The sequence below is a fragment of the Nitrospira sp. genome (assembly GCA_029194535.1).
Classification (GTDB): Bacteria; Nitrospirota; Nitrospiria; order Nitrospirales; family Nitrospiraceae; genus Nitrospira_C.
This window is the reverse complement of sequence record JARFXR010000002.1, coordinates 331,682-351,193: the sequence shown is the minus strand read 5'-3', so window position 1 is coordinate 351,193 and position 19,512 is coordinate 331,682. Positions and strand designations below refer to the sequence as shown.

Annotated in this window: 13 protein-coding genes; 6 read left to right on the top strand and 7 right to left on the bottom strand. The window is 61.1% G+C overall.

What is annotated here, in order from left to right; genetic code table 11:
* Nucleotides 1-16: 16 nt before the first annotated feature.
* Nucleotides 17-805, bottom strand: coding sequence for a hypothetical protein (locus P0111_13100; protein ID MDF0644960.1), 789 nt, complete (start codon nucleotides 803-805; stop codon nucleotides 17-19).
* A 129-nt stretch (nucleotides 806-934) separates the two neighbouring features.
* Between P0111_13100 and P0111_13095 the strand changes: the two genes are divergently transcribed.
* Entirely contained in the window at nucleotides 935-2,572 is a 1,638-nt protein-coding gene (locus P0111_13095; GenBank protein MDF0644959.1) for a putative Ig domain-containing protein, read from the top strand.
* A gap of 42 nt (nucleotides 2,573-2,614) precedes the next feature.
* Nucleotides 2,615-7,006: a DEAD/DEAH box helicase gene (locus tag P0111_13090; GenBank protein MDF0644958.1), complete on the top strand. Its 4,392-nt coding sequence runs from the start codon at nucleotides 2,615-2,617 to the stop codon at nucleotides 7,004-7,006.
* 46 nt (nucleotides 7,007-7,052) lie between these two features.
* Here P0111_13090 and P0111_13085 read toward each other — a convergent pair whose 3' ends face one another.
* The 3 genes from P0111_13085 to P0111_13075 form a co-directional block, all read right to left on the bottom strand.
* The gene (locus tag P0111_13085; GenBank protein ID MDF0644957.1) at nucleotides 7,053-7,892 is read right to left on the bottom strand and encodes a universal stress protein; all 840 of its coding nucleotides are present in this window, start codon (nucleotides 7,890-7,892) and stop codon (nucleotides 7,053-7,055) included.
* A 196-nt stretch (nucleotides 7,893-8,088) separates the two neighbouring features.
* On the bottom strand, nucleotides 8,089-9,711 hold the full coding sequence (locus P0111_13080; GenBank protein ID MDF0644956.1) for a DUF2330 domain-containing protein: 1,623 nt from the start codon (nucleotides 9,709-9,711) through the stop codon (nucleotides 8,089-8,091).
* Entirely contained in the window at nucleotides 9,708-10,595 is an 888-nt protein-coding gene (locus tag P0111_13075) for an RnfABCDGE type electron transport complex subunit D (protein MDF0644955.1), read from the bottom strand. Before P0111_13075 ends, P0111_13080 begins: the two co-directional genes overlap by 4 nt.
* A 387-nt stretch (nucleotides 10,596-10,982) precedes the next feature.
* Here P0111_13075 and P0111_13070 point away from each other — a divergent pair, with 387 nt between their 5' ends.
* The 3 genes from P0111_13070 to P0111_13060 all read left to right on the top strand — a co-directional run bounded on the left by P0111_13070 (nucleotide 10,983) and on the right by P0111_13060 (nucleotide 13,914).
* A complete protein-coding gene (locus P0111_13070; protein ID MDF0644954.1) occupies nucleotides 10,983-11,351 on the top strand; it encodes a VOC family protein in 369 nt (122 codons plus the stop codon).
* Nucleotides 11,348-12,790 (top strand): patatin-like phospholipase family protein, encoded by a 1,443-nt coding sequence (locus P0111_13065; GenBank protein MDF0644953.1) that lies wholly within the window; start codon nucleotides 11,348-11,350, stop codon nucleotides 12,788-12,790. The genes P0111_13070 and P0111_13065 overlap by 4 nt, the downstream gene beginning before the upstream one ends.
* A gap of 653 nt (nucleotides 12,791-13,443) precedes the next feature.
* Nucleotides 13,444-13,914 carry a nuclear transport factor 2 family protein gene (locus P0111_13060; protein ID MDF0644952.1) on the top strand — a complete coding sequence of 157 codons (471 nt, stop codon included), beginning with the start codon at nucleotides 13,444-13,446 and terminating at the stop codon, nucleotides 13,912-13,914.
* A gap of 191 nt (nucleotides 13,915-14,105) precedes the next feature.
* Here the strand turns inward: P0111_13060 and P0111_13055 are convergent, their stop codons facing one another.
* Nucleotides 14,106-16,370, bottom strand: a complete 2,265-nt coding sequence (locus P0111_13055; protein ID MDF0644951.1) for a fused MFS/spermidine synthase — start codon at nucleotides 16,368-16,370, stop codon at nucleotides 14,106-14,108.
* 289 nt (nucleotides 16,371-16,659) lie between these two features.
* On the opposite strand from P0111_13055, the gene P0111_13050 reads away from it, so the two are divergent.
* Complete coding sequence (locus P0111_13050) at nucleotides 16,660-17,472, top strand: sterol desaturase family protein (protein ID MDF0644950.1); 813 nt, start codon at nucleotides 16,660-16,662, stop codon at nucleotides 17,470-17,472.
* 13 nt (nucleotides 17,473-17,485) lie between these two features.
* Here the strand turns inward: P0111_13050 and P0111_13045 are convergent, their stop codons facing one another.
* Both P0111_13045 and P0111_13040 read right to left on the bottom strand, forming a co-directional pair.
* Entirely contained in the window at nucleotides 17,486-18,886 is a 1,401-nt protein-coding gene (locus P0111_13045) for a hypothetical protein (protein ID MDF0644949.1), read from the bottom strand.
* Between the two features lie 125 nt (nucleotides 18,887-19,011).
* Nucleotides 19,012-19,509, bottom strand: a complete 498-nt coding sequence (locus P0111_13040; GenBank protein ID MDF0644948.1) for an RNA polymerase sigma factor — start codon at nucleotides 19,507-19,509, stop codon at nucleotides 19,012-19,014.
* Nucleotides 19,510-19,512 lie beyond the last annotated feature (3 nt).

The window sequence follows — 19,512 nt, the reverse complement described above, 5'->3', positions numbered from 1 at the left end:
ATCTAAACAAGCCGGGTTAGCTACGCGGTAAAGCCGCAAGCGCTTCGTACAGGTTCGAGTGAAACAACTGCGGCTGAAGCTCCTGGATGAGCTTCCTTGTGTCGATCCGCTTTCCCGGCCCATGATTCTGCATCGAAGTCGGCGCCCGTACCTTCCAGCGGTCTTCGACGGTCCTGCCAATCTCAACCCACGTCCTGGGGGTGCCGTCGCTGACGTTATAGGTCTCGCCGGACCTGCCTCGCTCCAGCGCCGCAAGGACAATCCCGGCGAGATCTTCCACGTGAATGAGATTGACGTACCTGCGTGAAGGACCGACGCGACCGTTCTTGATCCATTCCAGCGGGTCCCGGCCAGGGCCGTATATTCCCGCAATCCGCAGCAGGATCGCGCCGCCGGCCTGCCGCAGATACTCCTCGCCTTGTACGCGAGGCTTGGTTCGATCGATCGCCGCGGTCTCGTCCAACCATGGCGGCGGATACTGTTGTGATTCCATCACGTCGTAGGCCGATGTGCTGCCGAGCACCACAAGCCGGCGTGACGATGCCTTCACGGCTTCCGCGCAGGTCTTGACGGCTTCAAGCGGCGCTGCGGGAAAACACCAGACAAGATCCGCCCTCTGCGGAATATTCTGCCATGTCTCCGGCTGTAACAGATCAAACCGAAGTCGCTGCTCGCTGCGGAGATGAGGAAGATTTCTGTCCGGATCTCGACTCGTGGCGAAAAATTGACGAGAGGCTTTCGTCAAAGCCTCGGCCAGATAGCGCCCGGTATAGCCGGAGCCCGCAATGACGACCGAATGTGACATGGATCTGTTATTTTCTTGGTGAACCAACCACTAGGTGATACGTTGTACTACGTATTCGGGATTCGATTCATCCGGACGTATAATTGCACAACCCGCGAGGAAATTGCCCGATATCGAAATGAGATGGCCATGAATCACCGCAAGTACGTCCTGCTTCTCCTGGTTCTCCTCCTCTCGCTCGACGGCTGCCCGGGCAACGGGGGCGGAGGCTCCGGCGGTGGCAGTGGATCGTTTGTGATCACCACGACGACCGCGCCATTTGGGGTGGTCGGGAATCCTTATTCAGCCACGCTCGCGACGACCGGTGGGACGGCGCCGTTTACCTGGTCGCTCTTCGGGGGGGCTCTGCCGGCAGGTCTTGGTCCCATTAATCCATCCACCGGTGCGATCACCGGGACTCCGACCACGGCCGGGAACTCCACGGCGACGTTCACAGTACGGGACGGCAACGGGAACACAGCCACCGGGCCGGTATCGTTTGCCGTACATCCGAGAACGGACATACTGTCTGTCGACAATAATACACCTCCCGTACCTGGCAATGGCCTCAGTAGCTCGCCGTCTATCAGTGATGATGGGCGATTTGTTGCATTTGCTTCTCTGGCGGGCAATCTCAACTCAGGAGGCGTGGGCAGTCAGGTTTATGTCCATGACTGGCAGACCAATCAGACGACTCTGATCTCAAGAAGCGGAACCGTGTCTTCTCCGACAGGCGGAAATGGTCCGAGCTCGACACCGGCAATCAGCGGTGACGGTCAATTTGTCGCATTCGTTTCCGCCGCCACGAACCTCTTGCCGGCTGGAAGCCCGTCCGTCACCGGGAGCCAGATCTATCTGTTCGACCTCCAACTCGGCGTGACGAGCCTTGTTTCAAGAGATAACTCCGGGAATCCTGCTAGCGGGGGAGCCACAATGGCATCTCCGGCGATCAGCGGGAATGGGCAGTTCATTGCCTTTGTTTCCGATGCCACGAATTTGGGTGCCTCCGGCGAACAGGTCTATGTCCATGACACACTGGCCAGCGGCCCCTTCCCTAACGGGCAAACCATTCTCGTATCGAAGGACAATACGAATCCAACCCCCATCCCTGGAAACGGGAATAGCGCAACCCCTTCCATCAGCAGCGACGGGTGCTTCGTGGCATTCAGTTCCGCCTCGACGAACTTAGGCGCTCCCGCGAATCAGGTACTCAGTAGAGGTCCTCTCGCCGTTGCCGGTTGCGCTGGAATAGAACAGACGTTCTTGGTGTCGAGCAATAGTGCGGGCAATCCGGCCAGCGCTGGATCGACGAATACGAAGCCGTCCGTAAGCGGGAATGGGCAATTTATTGCGTTCCGTTCCACCGCGACGAATTTCGGAGCGACCGGCACACAAATCTACCTTCGTGATACGCAAGGCAACCAAACCATTCTGGTCTCCAAGGATAACTCCGTCCCTTCAGTGGCCGGAGACAATCCAAGCGATTCGCCGTCAATCAGCGACGACGGATGTTTTGTTGCTTTCGCCTCGGCAGCCGCGAATTTAGGCTCCGCCGCAAATCAAATATATGGGCGAGGCCCTCTCGCCGCCGCCGGTTGCGCCGGAACCGAGCAGACATCGTTAGTGTCAAGAGATGATGCGGGAAATCCCGCGAACAGCGGAGCCGGGACCACCATCAGTCCCTCCGTCAACGGGAACGGCCAATTCACAGCGTTTGCCTCGTCCGCAACCAATTTGACTAGTCCGCCTCCCGGCAACAGCCAGATCTACATCCGCGCCATGCCATAGCCTCTAGAGCCCGTTTCCATGGCATGGTAGCATCAGCGCGCCATGCCGCTGTCTCGCTTCCATCCCCTCATCGCCCAGTGGTTTGCCGCGTCGGTCGGCGTGCCGACCGACGTGCAGACGGAGGCGTGGCCTGCCATCCAGTCCGGACAGCATGCGTTGATCGCGGCGCCGACCGGTTCCGGCAAGACGTTCGCAGCCTTCCTGTCCTGCATTGACCGGCTCTTCACGCAGGCCGTCGCCCGGGAACTCGAGGACCGTACCGAGGTGCTCTATGTGTCTCCGCTGAAGGCGTTGAGCAACGACGTGCAGAAGAATCTCCAGCGGCCTTTGGCCGACATCGGCCAGGCCGCGCTGGAAGCCGGGCTCTTGCTGCCGGAGCTGCGCGTGCTGGTGCGAACCGGCGATACCCCGATGGCGGATCGGCAGCAGATGCTCAAGCATCCCCCGCACATTCTGGTCACGACTCCCGAATCGCTGTTTATCCTATTGACGGCCGAGAAGAGCCGCCGATTGCTGCAGACAGTGCGTACGGTCATTGTGGACGAGATCCATGCGGTGGCACCAAATAAGCGCGGCGCCCACCTGGCCCTGTCGTTGGAGCGCCTGGAGGCGCTGACGTCGCGGTCTCCGCAGCGCATCGGGTTGTCCGCGACCCAGCGGCCGATCGAAACGGTCGCGCGATATCTGGTCGGAGATCGCCCCCTGCCGACCGTGATCGACGTCGGCCACCGGCGAACCATGGACATAGCAGTGGAGGTGCCGAAGGACGAATTGAGCGGCGTGGCGACCAATGCCCTGTGGTCGGATATCTATGACCGGATCGCGACCCTGGTGCGGGAGCACAGATCGACGCTCGTCTTCGTCAACACCAGGCGACTGGCGGAGCGCGTCTCGCACCATCTGGAAGAGCGGCTTCAGGATCTGGGGCCGGAGGCGGTGGCCGCGCATCATGGGAGCCTATCGCGGCAGATCCGCTTGTCGGCGGAAGAGCGGCTGAAGTCCGGCAAGACTCGCGTCGTGGTCGCGACCGCCTCGCTGGAGCTGGGAATCGACGTCGGGACGGTGGATCTCGTGTGTCAAATCGGCTCTCCGCGCGCAATTGCGACGGGCCTGCAGCGTATCGGCCGCGCCGGGCACTGGGTCAAAGCCGTCCCCAAGGGGCGTCTCTTCGCGACCACCCGCGACGATCTGCTGGAATGCGCCGCGGTCGTCAGAGCGGTCAGAGGCGGCGCGTTGGACCGGATCGAGGTGCCGGAAGCGCCGGTCGACATTCTGGCTCAACAGCTCGTCGCGGCGGCTGCAACGCAAACCTGGACCGTAGACGAGCTGCTGGCGCTGGTCCGCCGAGCCGGCCCGTATCGCACGCTCGAACGGCGAACGTTCGACGCGGTCGTGCGCATGCTGGCCGACGGCATTTCGACTCAACGAGGGAGGGGACAGGCCTATCTCTATCACGACCGGATCAATCACCGGATCAAGGGACGGCGCGGGGCGCGCCTTGCCGCCATCACGTCCGGCGGAGCGATACCCGATACGGCCAATTATGCCGTGGTTGCCGAACCGTCTGGAACAGTCGTCGGATCCGTCGATGAGGATTTCGCGGTCGAAAGCTTGGCAGGCGATATCATGCTCCTCGGCAACGCGTCCTGGCGGATCAAGGGTGTCGAGCTGGGCAAGGTCCGCGTGGAGGACGCCCAGGGCGCGCCGCCGAATATTCCGTTCTGGCGGGGCGAAGCACCATCACGCACCGCCGAGCTCTCGGCCGAAGTTGCGCGGCTTCGACACGCCATCGTTGAGCGAGCCGATTCTCCTGATTCTCCACGCTCAGCACTCAGGCCTCAGCACTCAGCACTGTCTTTTCTCAAACACGAATGCGGCCTCGACGTACGCGGCGCGGAGCAAGCGATGGAGTACGTCACGGCGGGTCGGGCGAGTCTGGGCGTGGTCCCGACCCAAGATACGATCGTCGCGGAACGGTTCTTCGACGAGAGCGGCGGTATGCAGTTGGTCCTCCATGCACCCTTCGGCGGACGGATCAATCGCGCCTGGGGACTCGCGCTCCGCAAACGTTTCTGCGTCACGTTCGACTTCGAGCTGCAGGCCGCGGCCACGGACAACGGCCTCGTGATCTCACTGGGCGAAAAGCACAGTTTTCCGCTGGAGTCGGTATTCGCATTCCTCAATTCGAACACGGTCCGGGACGTGCTCATCCAAGCGGTTCTGGCTGCGCCGATGTTCGCCACACGCTGGAGGTGGAATGCGTCCCGCTCTCTGGCGCTGCTGCGATTCGCGAAAGGGAAGAAGGTGCCGCCTCAGATCCAACGGATGAGGGCTGAGGACCTCCTGGGCGCGGTATTTCCCGATGCCATGGCTTGTCAGGACAACATGATCGGAGAACGGACGAGGCAGATTCCCGATCATCCGCTCGTGCAGGAGACGTTGCGAGACTGCCTGAGCGAAGCGATGGATATCGATGGGTTGATCGAATTGTTGCAGGGCGTCGAAGCAGGGCGGATCGCCTGCGTGGCGGTCGAGACGCCGTCGCCCTCGCCGTTTTCTCATGAGATCCTGAACGCCAATCCCTACGCCTTTCTGGACGATGCTCCATTGGAAGAACGGAGAGCCAGGGCCGTCGAATTGCGTCGAACCCTGCCGGTCGATCTCGCCTCGGATGTCGGAGCGCTCGACCAATCGGCGATCGAAGAGGTGGCGCGGGAATCCTGGCCGATTGTGCGTGATGCCGACGAACTGCACGACGCACTGCTGACGCTTGTCTGGGTTCCGAAGCAGACGTCGGAACAGTGGGGCGCCCTGCTCCCCACATTGGTGCAGGATGGCCGAGCCGTCGTGTTGGTTCTGGAAGGGACGGGGTCTGGCGGAGCGGGTCCACAACAACAGGTCGGTGGGTGGGTTGCCGGAGAGAATCGGGAGAGGATGGAACGGTTGTCTGTCCACGGAGATGAGGCGACGCTGGATACCATTGTCCTTGGCTGGATGGAAAGCATCGGCCCGACGACGACGAAGGAATTGGCTGATCGGCTGCTGCTTTTACCCAAGGACGTGGAGAGCGCCATGCTCCGGCTGGAAGGCCAAGGACAGGTCCTCCGCGGCCGCTTTCGCTCGAAGTCAGCACGCACCACTCAAGACTCAGTACTCTCCGGTGAGGTTCTAGACGCGCCGGAGTGGTGCCATCGACGCCTTCTGGCCCGCATCCATCGGCTCACGGTGGGCAGACTTCGCAAGGAGGTGCAGCCGGTGACGGCGGCGGAGTTCATGCGGTTTCTTCTGCAATGGCAGCATGTCGGCGGAGGCGCTCGCCGACACGGAGAAGCGGGACTTCTCGAGACCGTCAGGCAGCTGGCCGGCTTCGAAGCGGCGGCCTCGTCATGGGAGCCGCATCTGTTGCGCGTGCGCATGGCCAAGTATGAACCGGTTCTGTTGGATCGGCTCTGCCTGAGCGGCGCGGTCAGTTGGGGCAGGTTGTCCCTCCACCCACGACTCGCGCCGAGGCTCGGCGCGGCACCGGAGCAGGGACGGGTTCGGCGGATCGTTCCGACCAAACTCGCTTCGATCAGCCTTTTCCCTCGGGACGACACCGAGTGGCTGCTGGAGGTGTCTCAGGAAGAAACGACCGCACCGGATCCCTTCGCGGGCGTGAGCGCGCTGGCCCGGGACCTGCGCCGCCTGCTTGCCGAGCGAGGGGCCTGTTTCTTTGCCGATCTCGTCCGCATGAGCCGCCATTTGCCGGCGGAAGTCGAGGAGGGACTCTGGGAACTTGCGGCGGCCGGGGTGGTTACCGCCGATGGATTCGACAATCTACGTGCCCTGATGGATCCGCACCGCCGCCGCGCGGAAGGGCGCGAGCGAAGCCGAAGACCCCGCCATGCGGCAGGCCGCTGGTCGCTCCTCCGGCCGGCAAGACAGGTCGCCATCGGCCCTCAGCCCTCAGCTGTCGGGCTTTCGGCCTCAACTCAGCACTCAGGGCTCAGTACTCACCACTGCCAGAACGAGCGCGTTGCCCGTCAGTTGCTCCGTCGGTACGGCATCGTGTTTCGGGATCTCCTCATGCGGGAATCCCTGGTCACCGCCTGGCGGGATTTTCTCGTGGCCTACCGGCGCATGGAGTTGAAGGGCGAGGTCCGGGGCGGGCGCTTTGTCGAGGGCTTTACCGGCGAACAGTTCGCCTTGCCGGAGGCGGTAGAAGCGCTTCGAGCCGGCAGGGCGGCCGGAAGCCAGACTGACTCGGCCGAGATCCGGCTTTCGGCCTGCGACCCGCTCAACCTTGCCGGCGTCATTCTGTCGGGACCGCGGGTGCCCGCCTTCCCCACAAATTTTCTCATCATCAGGGACGGAAGCATCGTTCGCACGATCCTCGGCCGTGAACGGGCGGACGCTTTACTCCCGGATCTCAAAGCAGCAGGTCACAGGGCGTAATTGAGGACAGAACGCGGGGCCCGCGCGGTCACATCCGCGAAGGCCTTCACTCGGGAATGGCGAGAAGGGGGGAACGGACTGCTCGTAAGACTCGCTCGGTGGTGCTGCCTCGGAGCATATCGATCACACTCTGGTGTCCGGCCGTCGTCATCACGATCAAGTCGACGTCGAAATCCTGTCCGGCGGCCACGATCCAATCCACGGCATTGCCCTTGGCGATCAGCCGTTCCCATCTCCATCCCGGCTGAGTCGGTTTGTTGATCTTTGGAAAGGTCGCTTCGTCGCCCAAGTAGACGAGTTCGAACAGGACCTTTTCCGCACCGAGCGCACCGGCCAGATCCGTCGCGGCGTCGATCGCCGGTTGAGGGTCTGGATGGCGGGTGACGGGAATGAGAATTCGCTCGAGCTTGGTGATGCCGGTCTGGGCCGAGACGAATCCCGCGACTCCGGCTGGAACGAACAGAGTCTTGACGTGGGCCCCGCGCGCGACCGGTTCGGCCACGGCCTCGTGGGTTAGACGGGCCAACCCTTCCCGCTGGTGGGTCGACATCACCAGGAGATCGGCGGGCTGCAGGGTCAGTTGTCTGAGGATCGCCGCCGCCGCATGGTCGGCCACGGCTCGGAATTTGCTGATATGGACACCCAGCTTAGTGACGTCCTCTTTGGTGCTTCCTTCCGGCAGCAGGCCCCATTTTTGAAGCATCGGCCGGACACGGGGAAAGTCGTCGAAGTCCTCGGGGCCCACGTGCATGATCGTCAGGTCAGCCTGCGCCAGGCAGGTCAGCTTCAACGCGTGGGCAAACGCCTCCTGCTCCCTGGCGGCGCGATCCGTGGGATGGAAGACTTGCCGAAGCGAGAAGGCCGGGCGGCGTGGTTCCTCCGACATCAACGCCGACGCTCCTTCAATCGCTCGAGTTGCGCGGTCAGATTCTGCATCACTGCTCGCAGGTGAAAGGCGTTCTGCAATCCTCGGCGAGTCCGACTATAGCATGAGCGTTTCGGTGGCTGGAAGGCTTTCTGGGAAAGCGACGTACCGGCGCAGACCCGCCCGGAGGCCGGGCGGCCTCCGGACCGGCCGGCGATCAGTCGTTCCACAAACGCCGGTACCAGGCTTTTTCCTCCGGCACGGCAATGGCGGCGATGTTCATGGCCTTGCGGATGTCGCCGATGTTCCAGCCGGTCAGTGTCGCCAGAGTCTCGGCCTGTCGCTCATACCGCTCACGCAGGTGCTGGCGGTAGGCGGCCGCGGCCTGACAGTCGTCCGTGCCGGTCCAGGGATGCCTGAGAATGTATCGGGCTTGGAAGTTCGACCGGTCAGACGTTTCCTGAAAGAGCAAGTCTTCAGGAAAGTGGGCCGCGTCGTAGCGGACGTGCAATCGTGTCAGGAAGACGTTCTGAGCTTGGGGGATGCCCTTGGGCGAGCGCCCTGAAATGTCCTGCCAGAACACGCCGAGGTTTCGCAGTTCTTCAGCCGACAGGGGATCGGCGGCACAGGGGTCGCACCAGGTCATGTCCCAGGCATATTCCAGGAAGACCCCGCGCTCGTTCTCGCGCCGTACTTGTTGATTGAAGAGATCGTGATAGAAGTCGCCGAACCTGTCTTTGACGTACAGCGGAACTTCCTGTGAGGCGGGCAACCGCACCGTCCGGTAGTTCGTGGTTTCCACGCGACCCTGTTTCGTCAGGAAGTAGGCGAACAGCTCCTGAGAACCGTCCGCGTTCACTGTTCCGAGTCGGATCGGCAGCATGAACTTCGCAGACTCGAACGCGATCTGCAACGGACGCAGATGGGTCAAGCCCAGCTTGGCCTGCTCGCCCAGGTTGACTTTGGCGACGAAGAATTTCAGGTTCTGTTTCAGATAACTGTGCAGAACCGCCGACGCGCCCTGTGGAATGCGATAGCCGTTCTCCGTGAGCCAGGTCTCGAGGCCCGCGCTTTCCTTGGCCGAGAGAATCAGGATGTCGTACTCGCCGACCACGTACCGGGCCTCGACCGTCACGCCCAGCGTCCGCTCGCGCTCCCGACTCGGCGCCGCGGCCGGTGCCTGACTTTTCATGGCGTCCATCCTGCGATCCGAGGACTCATATCTCACGCAGGGGTTCTCGTCGAAGTATTCGACGAGCCTCGGTGCCGAATAGTCGGCCAGGTGTTTCAGGACGGCCGGGTTGCCGACGTGGATCTGGTCCTTCTGCAGCACGACCGGCACGGGGACGACCAGTGCAAACTCCTTCACGTCGCCGGTGAAGTCATTCGCCATCGTGAGTACGGTCTTGTCGGTATGGCGGGCGATCGCCACTTCGGAGGCCTTGTTGAAGAGTTTGGTGTCGGCCTTGCCGACGTAGAAGCCGCAAAAGGCGGAGGCGGTGGTGCTCCATGCGACTACCAGACCAACCATGATTAACGAAATGAAGAGGAGGCGGATCCTATCGGCGAACAGCCCAACTGTGCTCGCCCCCCCGCCCGGTGTGGGGTCCCCCGCTGCGCGCGCATGGGTAAGAGCCGCGTCTCGGCGCGCGTCAGGGCCTGGGTGGGTGAGAATGGCGCCCGCTCGCCGCCATCCGCGCACGGATGCAGAGTCACAAACTCCGGGATCTTTAAAGAAGATGAAGGGACGAAGTGCTCGCTGCGGCGGCAGGACTTCCAGAACAGCACCACGCCCATCCCTCTGCCCAAAGCCATCTGTCTCGGTGTTATGACTCCTCATGAGATCCTCCTTTGTTGTGATGTGGACAAGGGAACGAGCGCAGAGGTGGAGATGCTTAACGAGAATTCTCCGGTTGTAGGCTTGGACCAAGCGTAGCGAGAACCGGGAAGTAGATGGTCGATCAACGGGACGAGCGGCGAACAGACGATCAGGCCCCATAGCGGGCCGTGGGGACGGAACAAAACAAACTGAACGAAGAGTGCGGAACCAGCCACGAGGCAAGCGAAGAAGACACGGCCCGCGCGGGAGTCCGGCGTCGTCTTCGGGTCCGTGATCATGAAAAAGGAAAAGATGAGCAACGTGCCGCTTTCGATTTGATGCAGGGGAATCGTGAGCGGGTCCCCGAGCCAGACCGCGCGAGCCACAAGCAGCCCGACATAGAAACCAAGAAACGAGAGCGTGACGTCGGCGCGGGCGGCGCGTGTGACCACAAGGCTGCCCAGACAGGCGATCAGAAATCCGAACCATGCCACTTGTCCCCATTGACCGGGCGAGATCCAGCCGAGACCCGTCGCGACCACAATGATCAGCGCAAAATTGGTCGGGTTGAAGATGTGCTTATTCTTCCAGCGGATGACAAATTTGCTGGCAACGGCGAGGAAGGAGGTCAGCGCGACGATAGACAGATCGGTGGTGCGGAGAAAGATGCACAGCCCCAGGGCGGAAATGATCGCGCTCAGAGGGTCGAAGGATGGAAGCTTGTGCCAGCGCATCCCGGTATATTGCGTCAGCAGGGCTGCTCCGACCGTCATGGCCACCTGGGCGATCGAGACGTCGAAGTGTAGCCACAGCAGACCGTACGACAGCAGCGTTCCAAGACTGATGATTTGATAGAAGCGGGGATCGAGCGACGAGAACCTGGACAGGGTATCGTGGAAGCTCATCCGGCACCTTGCGAATGGTTGGCCTATCTATGGTATGGCGCGAGCTGCACAATCCTTTCATGGGCAAAAGTGAACTTGTGAAATCATTTCGCGGGTCCTGTCGTGACGCACAGCCCCACCGTACTCACTCTAGCCATCCCCAGTGGGTCCCTTCCGTTCCGCGCGCGTGGAGAATAGCCGCGTCTCGGCGCGGCGGGTTGGGCGGGTGAGCACGTTGCCCCGTTCGCCACACCACCTGCGGTATTAATCGTGAATTGGAAATCTCCGATCAATGGGCGTTGACATGGCGCTGGACACGCGCAAGAATCCGCCGGCTCAGAGCACCGAAACGGCGCGCTGGCAGGTCGGCCTGATCAAGCCGTCCGAGCTATGAGAGAGGAGCGTCACATGAAGGTGGCCGAGATCGCGTTCACCTGTTATCCGGTGACGGCCCTACAGCGCGCTCGTCGCTTCTATGTAGGGGTTTTGGGTCTGAAGGAAACACGGTTCTTCGGGACGAATCATCAGGGATTCGTGGAATACGATATCGGGTCGGGCACGCTTGCCCTCGTCAACAGCGCGCCCGATTGGACGCCGTCAGCCGACGGCGGTTCGGTTGGACTTAAAGTGGAAGACTTCGACACGGCGATCGCGCGCCTCAGATCAAGCGGCTGTCCGTTCCGCCTTGAGCCGAAGGAGACGCCGGTGTGCCATATGGCGGTCGTTTCAGATCCTGATGGAAATTCCGTGACAATTCATCGGAGGAAGGCCGAATGAGCGGAGGCGGTCCCGGGAAGGTGTCGAAAGACGCAATTTGTTCTTTCGGCGGTGCGTGGCTCGTCTTTATTTTGTTGAGTCTAGTATCAGGTTGCGAATATGTCCGGCCGACCGTGAACGCTCCGCTCAAACAATGGGATGTGAACTATGGATATCGATCGACGAACTTCCCTCCCCCTCCGACCGGCAATTCCGACGGTCTGTTTATCATTGCCTCCTTCTCCGGCGGCGGCGCGCGGGCGTCTGCTCTATCCTACGGCGTGTTGCGGGAACTGGCGCGAACCCAGATCAGGTGGGAAGGACGAAACGAACGCCTGGTCGACGAGCTGAATATCATCAATGCCCTGTCCGGCGGCAGCTTCACGGCGGCCTACTTCGCGCTGTACGGCGACCGGATCTTTCACGATTTTGAGTACCGGTTCCTCAGAAAGGATTGGGAGAGCGAACTTGAATCGCGTGTCTTCTGGTCCCCCTCTAACTGGTTCCGGATGTGGTCTCCCTATTTCGGCCGGGCTCATGTCTTTTCGGAACTGCTCGACGAAGCGCTGTTTGACGGGCACACCTTCGGGGATCTCGTCGAACAGCATCGACGACCGATTGTCTTCGTTCACGCGTCGGACATGGCGACGCTTTCGCGTTTCGAGTTCAACCAGCGGCAATTCGACCTGATTTGTTCCGATCTCAATCAGCTTCCCCTGTCCGTTGCCACCGCCTCGTCCAGCGCATTGCCTCTCATCCTGAGCCCGATTTCGCTGAAGAACTACGCAGGGCAATGCGGCTTTCAAGTGCCTCCCAGATTTGTAAAGGAGCGTGCAACCTCCTGGGGGCGGCAACGGGCGAACGAACTCCGGTCGTACCTCGACGCCAAGAAACGTCCCTATGTCCATCTGTTAGACGGGGGGCTGTCCGACAATATCGGCATGCGCAGCGTCTTGGAGACGGCTGCGCTCGTGGGAGATCTTGAGTCCTATTTCAAGTTGCTCGGGGTCAACAATATCAGAAAACTGGTGTATCTCATGGTCAGCGCCGAGACCGCACCGGACGTCAACCAATACCAATTGAGCGAAATCCCGGGCCTCTCACGCGTCAGTCGCGCCTTCATCGATATTCCGATCAATCGATATTCCACGGATACATTCCAGCTCATGAGGCAAGCTGTCGAGAACTGGAAAACGGAGCTTCGCCGGCAGCCTCGCGGAGATAGCGCCTTTGCCCCCGATGCCGACATCTATTTCATCAATGCCAGTCTGACGGAAGTGGAGAACCCGGAAGAGCATGACTATCTCATGAACATCCCGACCAACCTTTCTCTCACCGATGAGCAGATTGAGCGACTGCTTCTCGCAGCGACCCGCCTTCTCAGGAACGACAAGGAGTTCCAAAGGCTTTTGCAAGACCTGCAGGCTCACGCAACAACTGTTTCGAGCCCCGTCCCTTGACGGGTAATGGGTCAGTTTCCTCTTGCGTCATGCTCGCGGAGGCGGGCATCCACTCCTCGACCACGGCTAACTGCTGAAGAGTTAACGGCTGAAGAGGAGGCCTTGACTGGATTCCCGCTTCCGCGGGAATGACAGACTTCAGTGCGTCTGGATGGCAAAGTGACCCACTACCCCTTGACGGACAGCCTGCGACGCCTCGCCGCGTTGACAAGGGAGATCGGGCGCGCGCAAGAATCCTGCGCCAGCCTTCATGCTGTCCAGGCAGGTAGGGTGGTGAACCCCTTCACGAATCAGAGGGCGGCCTGTCTGTTTATGAGATACGTCCCAGAGAACCGTTAACGGTTTGGCAAATAGGACAAGAGTCGGCGAGCGCACGGCCGGGGAGGCCGGGACACGACATGCCGGATCGAGCGCCGACGGTGTCTCCTCAGGGTCTGCGGATGCGCAGTCCAGCATCTTGAACGAGACCAGCATCCGCTGCGCTAGATGTACTTCATCGCAAAGAAATCCGACGAGACCTGGAAGGACTGATTCCGACGTTGACAACGAAATTTGGCTCGCGCGAGAATCGACGCGTGTGGCCGGGCGAAGGCATCGGCGGGATTCGCGCCGAATTCCGACCGGTCACATCACCTCAGACAGGAGCGATTGCCATGGACGCGCCCAGACCGCCGTTGCCGCCCTTCGATGAGCAAACCGCCGCGCAGAAGGTGCGTGCGGCTGAAGATGCCTGGAATACCCGTGACCCTCACCGAGTCTCCTTGGCCTATACCCCGGACAGTGTATGGCGCAATCGAGCGGAATTCTTCAGCGGACGTGAGGCGATCGTGGAGTTCTTAACGAGAAAGTGGAACAAGGAGCTGGACTACCGGCTCATCAAGGAGCTGTGGGCGTTCCGCGATGACCGGATCGCGGTCCGGTTCGCCTATGAATGGCATGACGATGCGGGCCAGTGGTATCGGTCCTATGGCAATGAGAATTGGGAGTTCGACGAGCACGGTTTCATGCGTCGTCGGATCGCGAGCATCAACGATCTGCCTATCAGCGAGAAGAACCGAAAATATCATTGGACTCTTGGGCGGCGTCCGGACGGCCATCCAGGTCTGTCCGATCTCGGTCTGTGACTCTCGGCAACGGCAGGCCCCCTTCGGTAGCACCGCTGCTCCTGACGACCGAGACTCACCGCGCGAGCGGGACGTCCGCCTCGATGCGGGCAGCGGGGGAGCGGTCCCGCGTGACGACGTAGGTGCCCGATTCCTGATGAGAGGGGCGGGACTGGGGACAAGCTCCGATTCGCCCTGCGCGACGGGTCCCCTCACCGTACCTCATTGTTCCACTTGATGATTTGCGCGACGTTGGAGAAGTCGTCGGACCAAATCCCGACCGATGGCACACGTTGCAGCGGAGTCCAGCGGGGGTCCGTTCCTAACGACCCGAAGGCCTCCTTCTCTCTCGCCAACAAGACGATATCGGCGGCAAACCTGTGGATGGCGTCGTCCGATACGCCGAACTGTTTCAATCCGGACAGATTCAGGGTTTCCGCCAGATTCCCCAGGACCGGTTCGAGGGCCAGGTACTTGTTGGAGATATGGACCACCAGCAGGCCGTCCGGTGCGAGCTTCCGGAGATACAGCTCGATCGCCTCTCTGGTGAGCAGGTGAACCGGAATGGCGTCCGAGGTGAACGCATCTAAAATAATCATGTCGTAGGCGGCATCGGCGGCCTCTTCCATCTTCAGCCGGGCATCGCCGTGGACGACCTGGAGGTCTACGCCTCGGGCCACGCTGTCGCGAAAATAGGAGAACCACCGGGGGTTCTGCGCGATGGCGGTGACTTCCGGATCGATTTCGTAATACGTCACCTGTTGCCCCGCGTCACAGTAGTTCGCCAAGGCGGCGATGCCCAACCCGGTCACGGCGATCCGCTTCTTGGCCTGTGCGCCGGTGAATGCCGCGAACACCTGTCCATATGATCCGGTCGGGTGAAAATAGCTCAATGAATCGCGGCGAGCCCCTTCCTTCATGTTCTGCATGCCGTGGTTCACGGTTCCGTGCTTGAGCCGGTGAAGATCGCCTTCCGCCATGACCTTCAGCACGCCGAAGAACGTGCGGGATTGATGGAGCTTCGTGTCCGAGAACGTCTCACCGATCACGTGCGCACTCACCAGCACTACGCCGACCATCGCGCCGAACTGCAACGGCCGATTGCTGCAGGCGTAGCACAGAGCGAGGGGAATGGCGGCAAGCGCCGCATCGACAAGAAAGGGCGCCTCGCCGAGTGAGAAAGTGATCCACCCGGTGAGCAGCGTCGCGACGACGGCGGTTGCCGGCCACAGCGCCTCCCGTAGCCACTCGGCCTTGCCGGCCGCCATCGTGCGCAGCCACGCTCCGGCCTGTGCGCCCTGCAGGTCCTCGAGGCGCGGGAGGAGGAGCGCGGCGCCGACCATGGACGCTTGGTATTCGTAGATGTCTCGAAAGATGACCGGAGCGATCAGGGCATTGAACAGTCCTCCCAGCGCGCCGCCGACGGACATGAGCAGGTAGAACAAAGTGAGCCGCTCGGCCGGTGGTCTGGTGCGGGCCAGTTCGCCGTGGCAGACCATCGCCACCGCCCCCAATCCCAGCACCGGCAGGAGCAGCCGGATTTCCTTGGGCAAGAGCGGCGCTGCCGGCATGGCGTCGAAGACCATCACGAGTAGCACCACCGGCAGCGCCAACACCATCGCGCGGTGAGCGAGCGGAGGCCATTTGGCGAAGACGAGGATGAAGCTCAGCAGATACAGCGCCAGGGGCAGGACCCAGAGCAACGGAATAGCCGCGACGTTGAGCGTGATGTACGTTGTGGCGCCAAGCAACATGCTCGACGGGATGCAGGCCAGGGCCACCCATCGCAGCAACTGCTTCAGCGGCAGAGGCGCCGCCGAGATCGAGGCAGCGGCGTGAGGCGTAGGAATCGAGGGTGTCACCGATGGATCCTGGTTCCGGCGGAGGACCCAAGCGCAACAGAAGATCATCGCCACCAGCCCGGCATAGCCGGCGCTCCAGAGCGAAGTCTGGGCCAGAAGCACCTGTCCTTTAAGCGGTATCCGGGGTTCAATGACGAATGGATATCCCAGCAAGGCGACCATACTTCCGGCATTGCTCGCGGCGTAGAGGAAGTAGGGGTCATTCGCCGAAGGATGCTTCGTCCAGGAAAACCAACGCTGGAGGAGCGGCGCGGTCGTGGACAGGGTAAAGAACGGGAGCCCGATGGAAACGGTTAACATCAGGAGCACCCAGAGAATCGGGGTCGATTGATCCGGAGGAGTCCACCCTTTCGGAAGACCGATGGGTAGTAGGAACAACGGAAGGGCCAGAACCACCAGATGGACCGGCACTTGAAAACCAGGCTGAAGCTTGCGATTCAAGACATGGACATACCCGTACCCCCCCAAGAGCGTCGTTTGGTAGAAGAGCATGCAGGTGTTCCAGACGGCGGGCGTTCCTCCCAGCATGGGGAGGATCATCTTGGCCATCATCGGCTGGACGAGAAACAGCAGAAAGGCGCTGAGGAAGATCGTCCCAGACCACAGAACCGCCATACCGTTCCTTTGACCGAGCCTGTGGGAGGCCTTGATCACGTTATCGTGATGCCTGGATGCGGCCCCCGCTTCTACCAGACAGGCCGACAAGAAACAATGGAAACGTGATCCGGATACCCGTGCACCAGGACCGCGCCCTTCACCTACTCGAACCAAGGTTCACCGAACCACGACTCGTCTTGGTCGCCTTCTTCTCCCTCTGAATCCATTCCACATTTCATGTCTCTGACTCGGTGGATCGGACGTAGGTTGGCCCTGTGAACCGGCATTGATCGCGAGGGGGAGTGCGATGGAGTCCGGAGATCTCATTCGAGTTGGATCGTTTCTATCCATCCTGGGGATGATGGCGGCATGGGAGCTGCTGGCGCCGCGGAGGGCGTTGACGGCGTCAAAGTGTTGCCGCTGGGGCGGCAACCTCACGATCGTGGTCGTGAACACGGTGATCGCCAGACTGTTTTTCATGGGCGGCGTCGTGGCGACGGCGGTGATGGCGCAGGAGAGCGGCTGGGGGCTGCTGAATCTCGTGGAGGGACCGGCCTGGCTTGAAGTCGCCCTTGCGATCGTCTCGCTGGATTTCATCATCTACTGGCAGCATCAGGTATTTCACGTCGTCCCGATCCTCTGGCGGTTTCACATGATGCATCACTCGGATTTGGATCTGGATGTCTCCAGCGGTGTCCGATTTCATCCGGTGGAAATCGTCCTTTCGACGTTCATCAAGGCTGTATCGGTGGCGGCTCTGGGCGTGGCGCCCTTGGCGGTCGTGATCTTCGAGATCGTGCTCAACGCCAGCTCCCTGTTCAACCACGGCAATGTGCGCATGCCCTTAGGACTCGATCGAATACTTCGATGGGTCGTCGTGACGCCGGACATGCATCGCATCCACCATTCGACGAACGTGCGCGAGACGAACAGCAACTTCGGATTCAACGTGCCCTGGTGGGACCGGCTGTTCGGCACCTATTGTCCGGAGCCGGCGCTGGGACAGACGGGCATGAAGATCGGCCTCGAACATCTCGGCCCGCCGGTCTGCCTGAACCTCTTCATGATGCTGCGATTCCCGTTCGTGACGAAGCTCGGACGCTACGCCGGACGCACGTAACGACGAAGAAATGCTACCGCAGCGAGCGTGACGTTCCGAGAGGGATCTCGGTCGTCAGTTGCGCGAGCGGCGACAGATCGGGGGTGGCCACGTAGGTGGCCTGTTCCTGTGGAAGGGATTCCTGAAGTTGGTCGGGTGACGGTCGATCGAACATCGCCGCTTCTTGTTTAGTGATCGGCCCGAACGGCACTCGTGAGAGACGCACCGCAAGGGTAATGGGATCGCCGGTTGAGGGCAGTGAAATCGATTGTCGGCGGCCGGCTAGGATTTTCATCGAGATCTGACCGGTATCTTTGTCGGGCCACAGCAAGGATATTACCGAGGAACCAACAGTGATCCAAACCTGGAGATACGCGTCCTGATTCGATTCAATGGTGAGTTGAGCCGGGTCGCCGCTCTCCGCCGCCCTCGACGCGTCGACGACTCGATCCCGTCCGTCCGCTCCGCGGACGACGAAGCTGTAGCGGAGACCGAGCGGTGTGCGTGCGGCTGAAGATCGTTTCGCTCCGCTCAGCTGAGAAAGCTGCTCGAACATTCGTGCAGGCTTGTCGGCTTCTGGAGCCGGCTCCGAGGGAGGTTTCCGCGCTTGCTCTTGGGCCGTCATGCGCTGGTCCGAGCGCTCAGACCCGCCGGTGTAGAACAGCCTGCGGGCGCCGGCCGCCGCGCCGGCAGGCGGAGCGGCGGCTTGTGCTCCCAGTTCGGTCGTTGTCGGCATGGCCGCCGCATCCTTCCGCTCAATCGTGCCGACGGGTTGCTCATCTGACTTCCTTACCGCTTCGACAGGGGTCTCAGCTTGTCTCCGTGCCTCGTCCCGCCCGGTTCGCAGCGTGATATTGCCACGCGAAGCACCAGGCGCAGTCTGCATCTGAGCTGGAGGTGAGGGAGCGGCACGCTCTCGTTTCGCCGACTTGTCGGCCATTGCCTCGATCTGTTTCGGCTCAACAGGCGGAGCCAGATTTTTCTTGGCCTTCAACTCTGCTTCCTTCATCAGTGCAGGTCCCGATTGTAACGGTGGGATCATCGGGGTTGGCGGCGTGGCTGGCGTCGTCTCTTCAGTCGCGACCGATCGCGCCGCCTGTTTGAGGCTGTCTTGATACATCCTCGTACCGAGGACGACAGCGACGACTGCGGCAGTGAGGCCACCGGCCCAGGCGAGACCGGCCGGACGTCGGAACCAATCGAACCATGACCTTGAACCGGCGGCGCCTGACGGACTGGGTTGGTTCAAAGCCTGCAACAGTCTGCGCCGCACGGCCGGATCGTTCAACAATTCTTTCAATGCCTGTTCGTCGGCCAGGGCGATGAATAGTTGCTGGTCCTGCAAGGCGGCCTTGTAAAGCACTGTGCGCTCCTCGGCCGTCAGCGTATCCGCCGCGAAGCCACCCAGCAGTTTTTCGAGGTCGTGTTCAGGCATTTCTGAGAACCGTGACGAATGACGGGTGGCGCTGACGCGATGAACCGTTCCCGAATTGAAAATTACACATTCAACACTGAACATTGAAAAATAGAGCACCCGAAAAACTCAACACTCAAAATTGATTACTCCCAACTCCCGCCCATCAGGCTCAAGAGCTGCTTCCGGCATCGCAGGTCCCAGGTATAGATCGTGTTGATCGAGGTCTGGCCCATGAGCTGTTGGATTTCCGGAAAACTTTTCCCCTCCAGTTTCCATTTGAATAGTTCGCGGCAGCGTTCGCCGAGCTTCGCCATCGCCGCCATCAGCCGATCGACCCGCTGCTTCTGGTCGAGTTGTGTCGCCGGGTCGCCGCTTGGGTCGGCCAGCGGCAGGTCCTCTACGGATTCTCCATTATACTCGCCTCGGCGAAGCGCCTTGCGATGAGCATCGAGCATCTTGAACCGCAGGACTTGGAAGGCGAGGGGAACCAGTTCTGTCAGCTCGATGACATCGGCATATTTCTCGTGCAAGAGTGCGAGCACCTCCTGCGTGAGATCCTCCGCATGGTCCCTCGATACTCGTGATGTCGCGAAGGCGAGTATCCTTTCGCGGAGCGCGGGGAGTATCTGATCGCGGTCCATCGG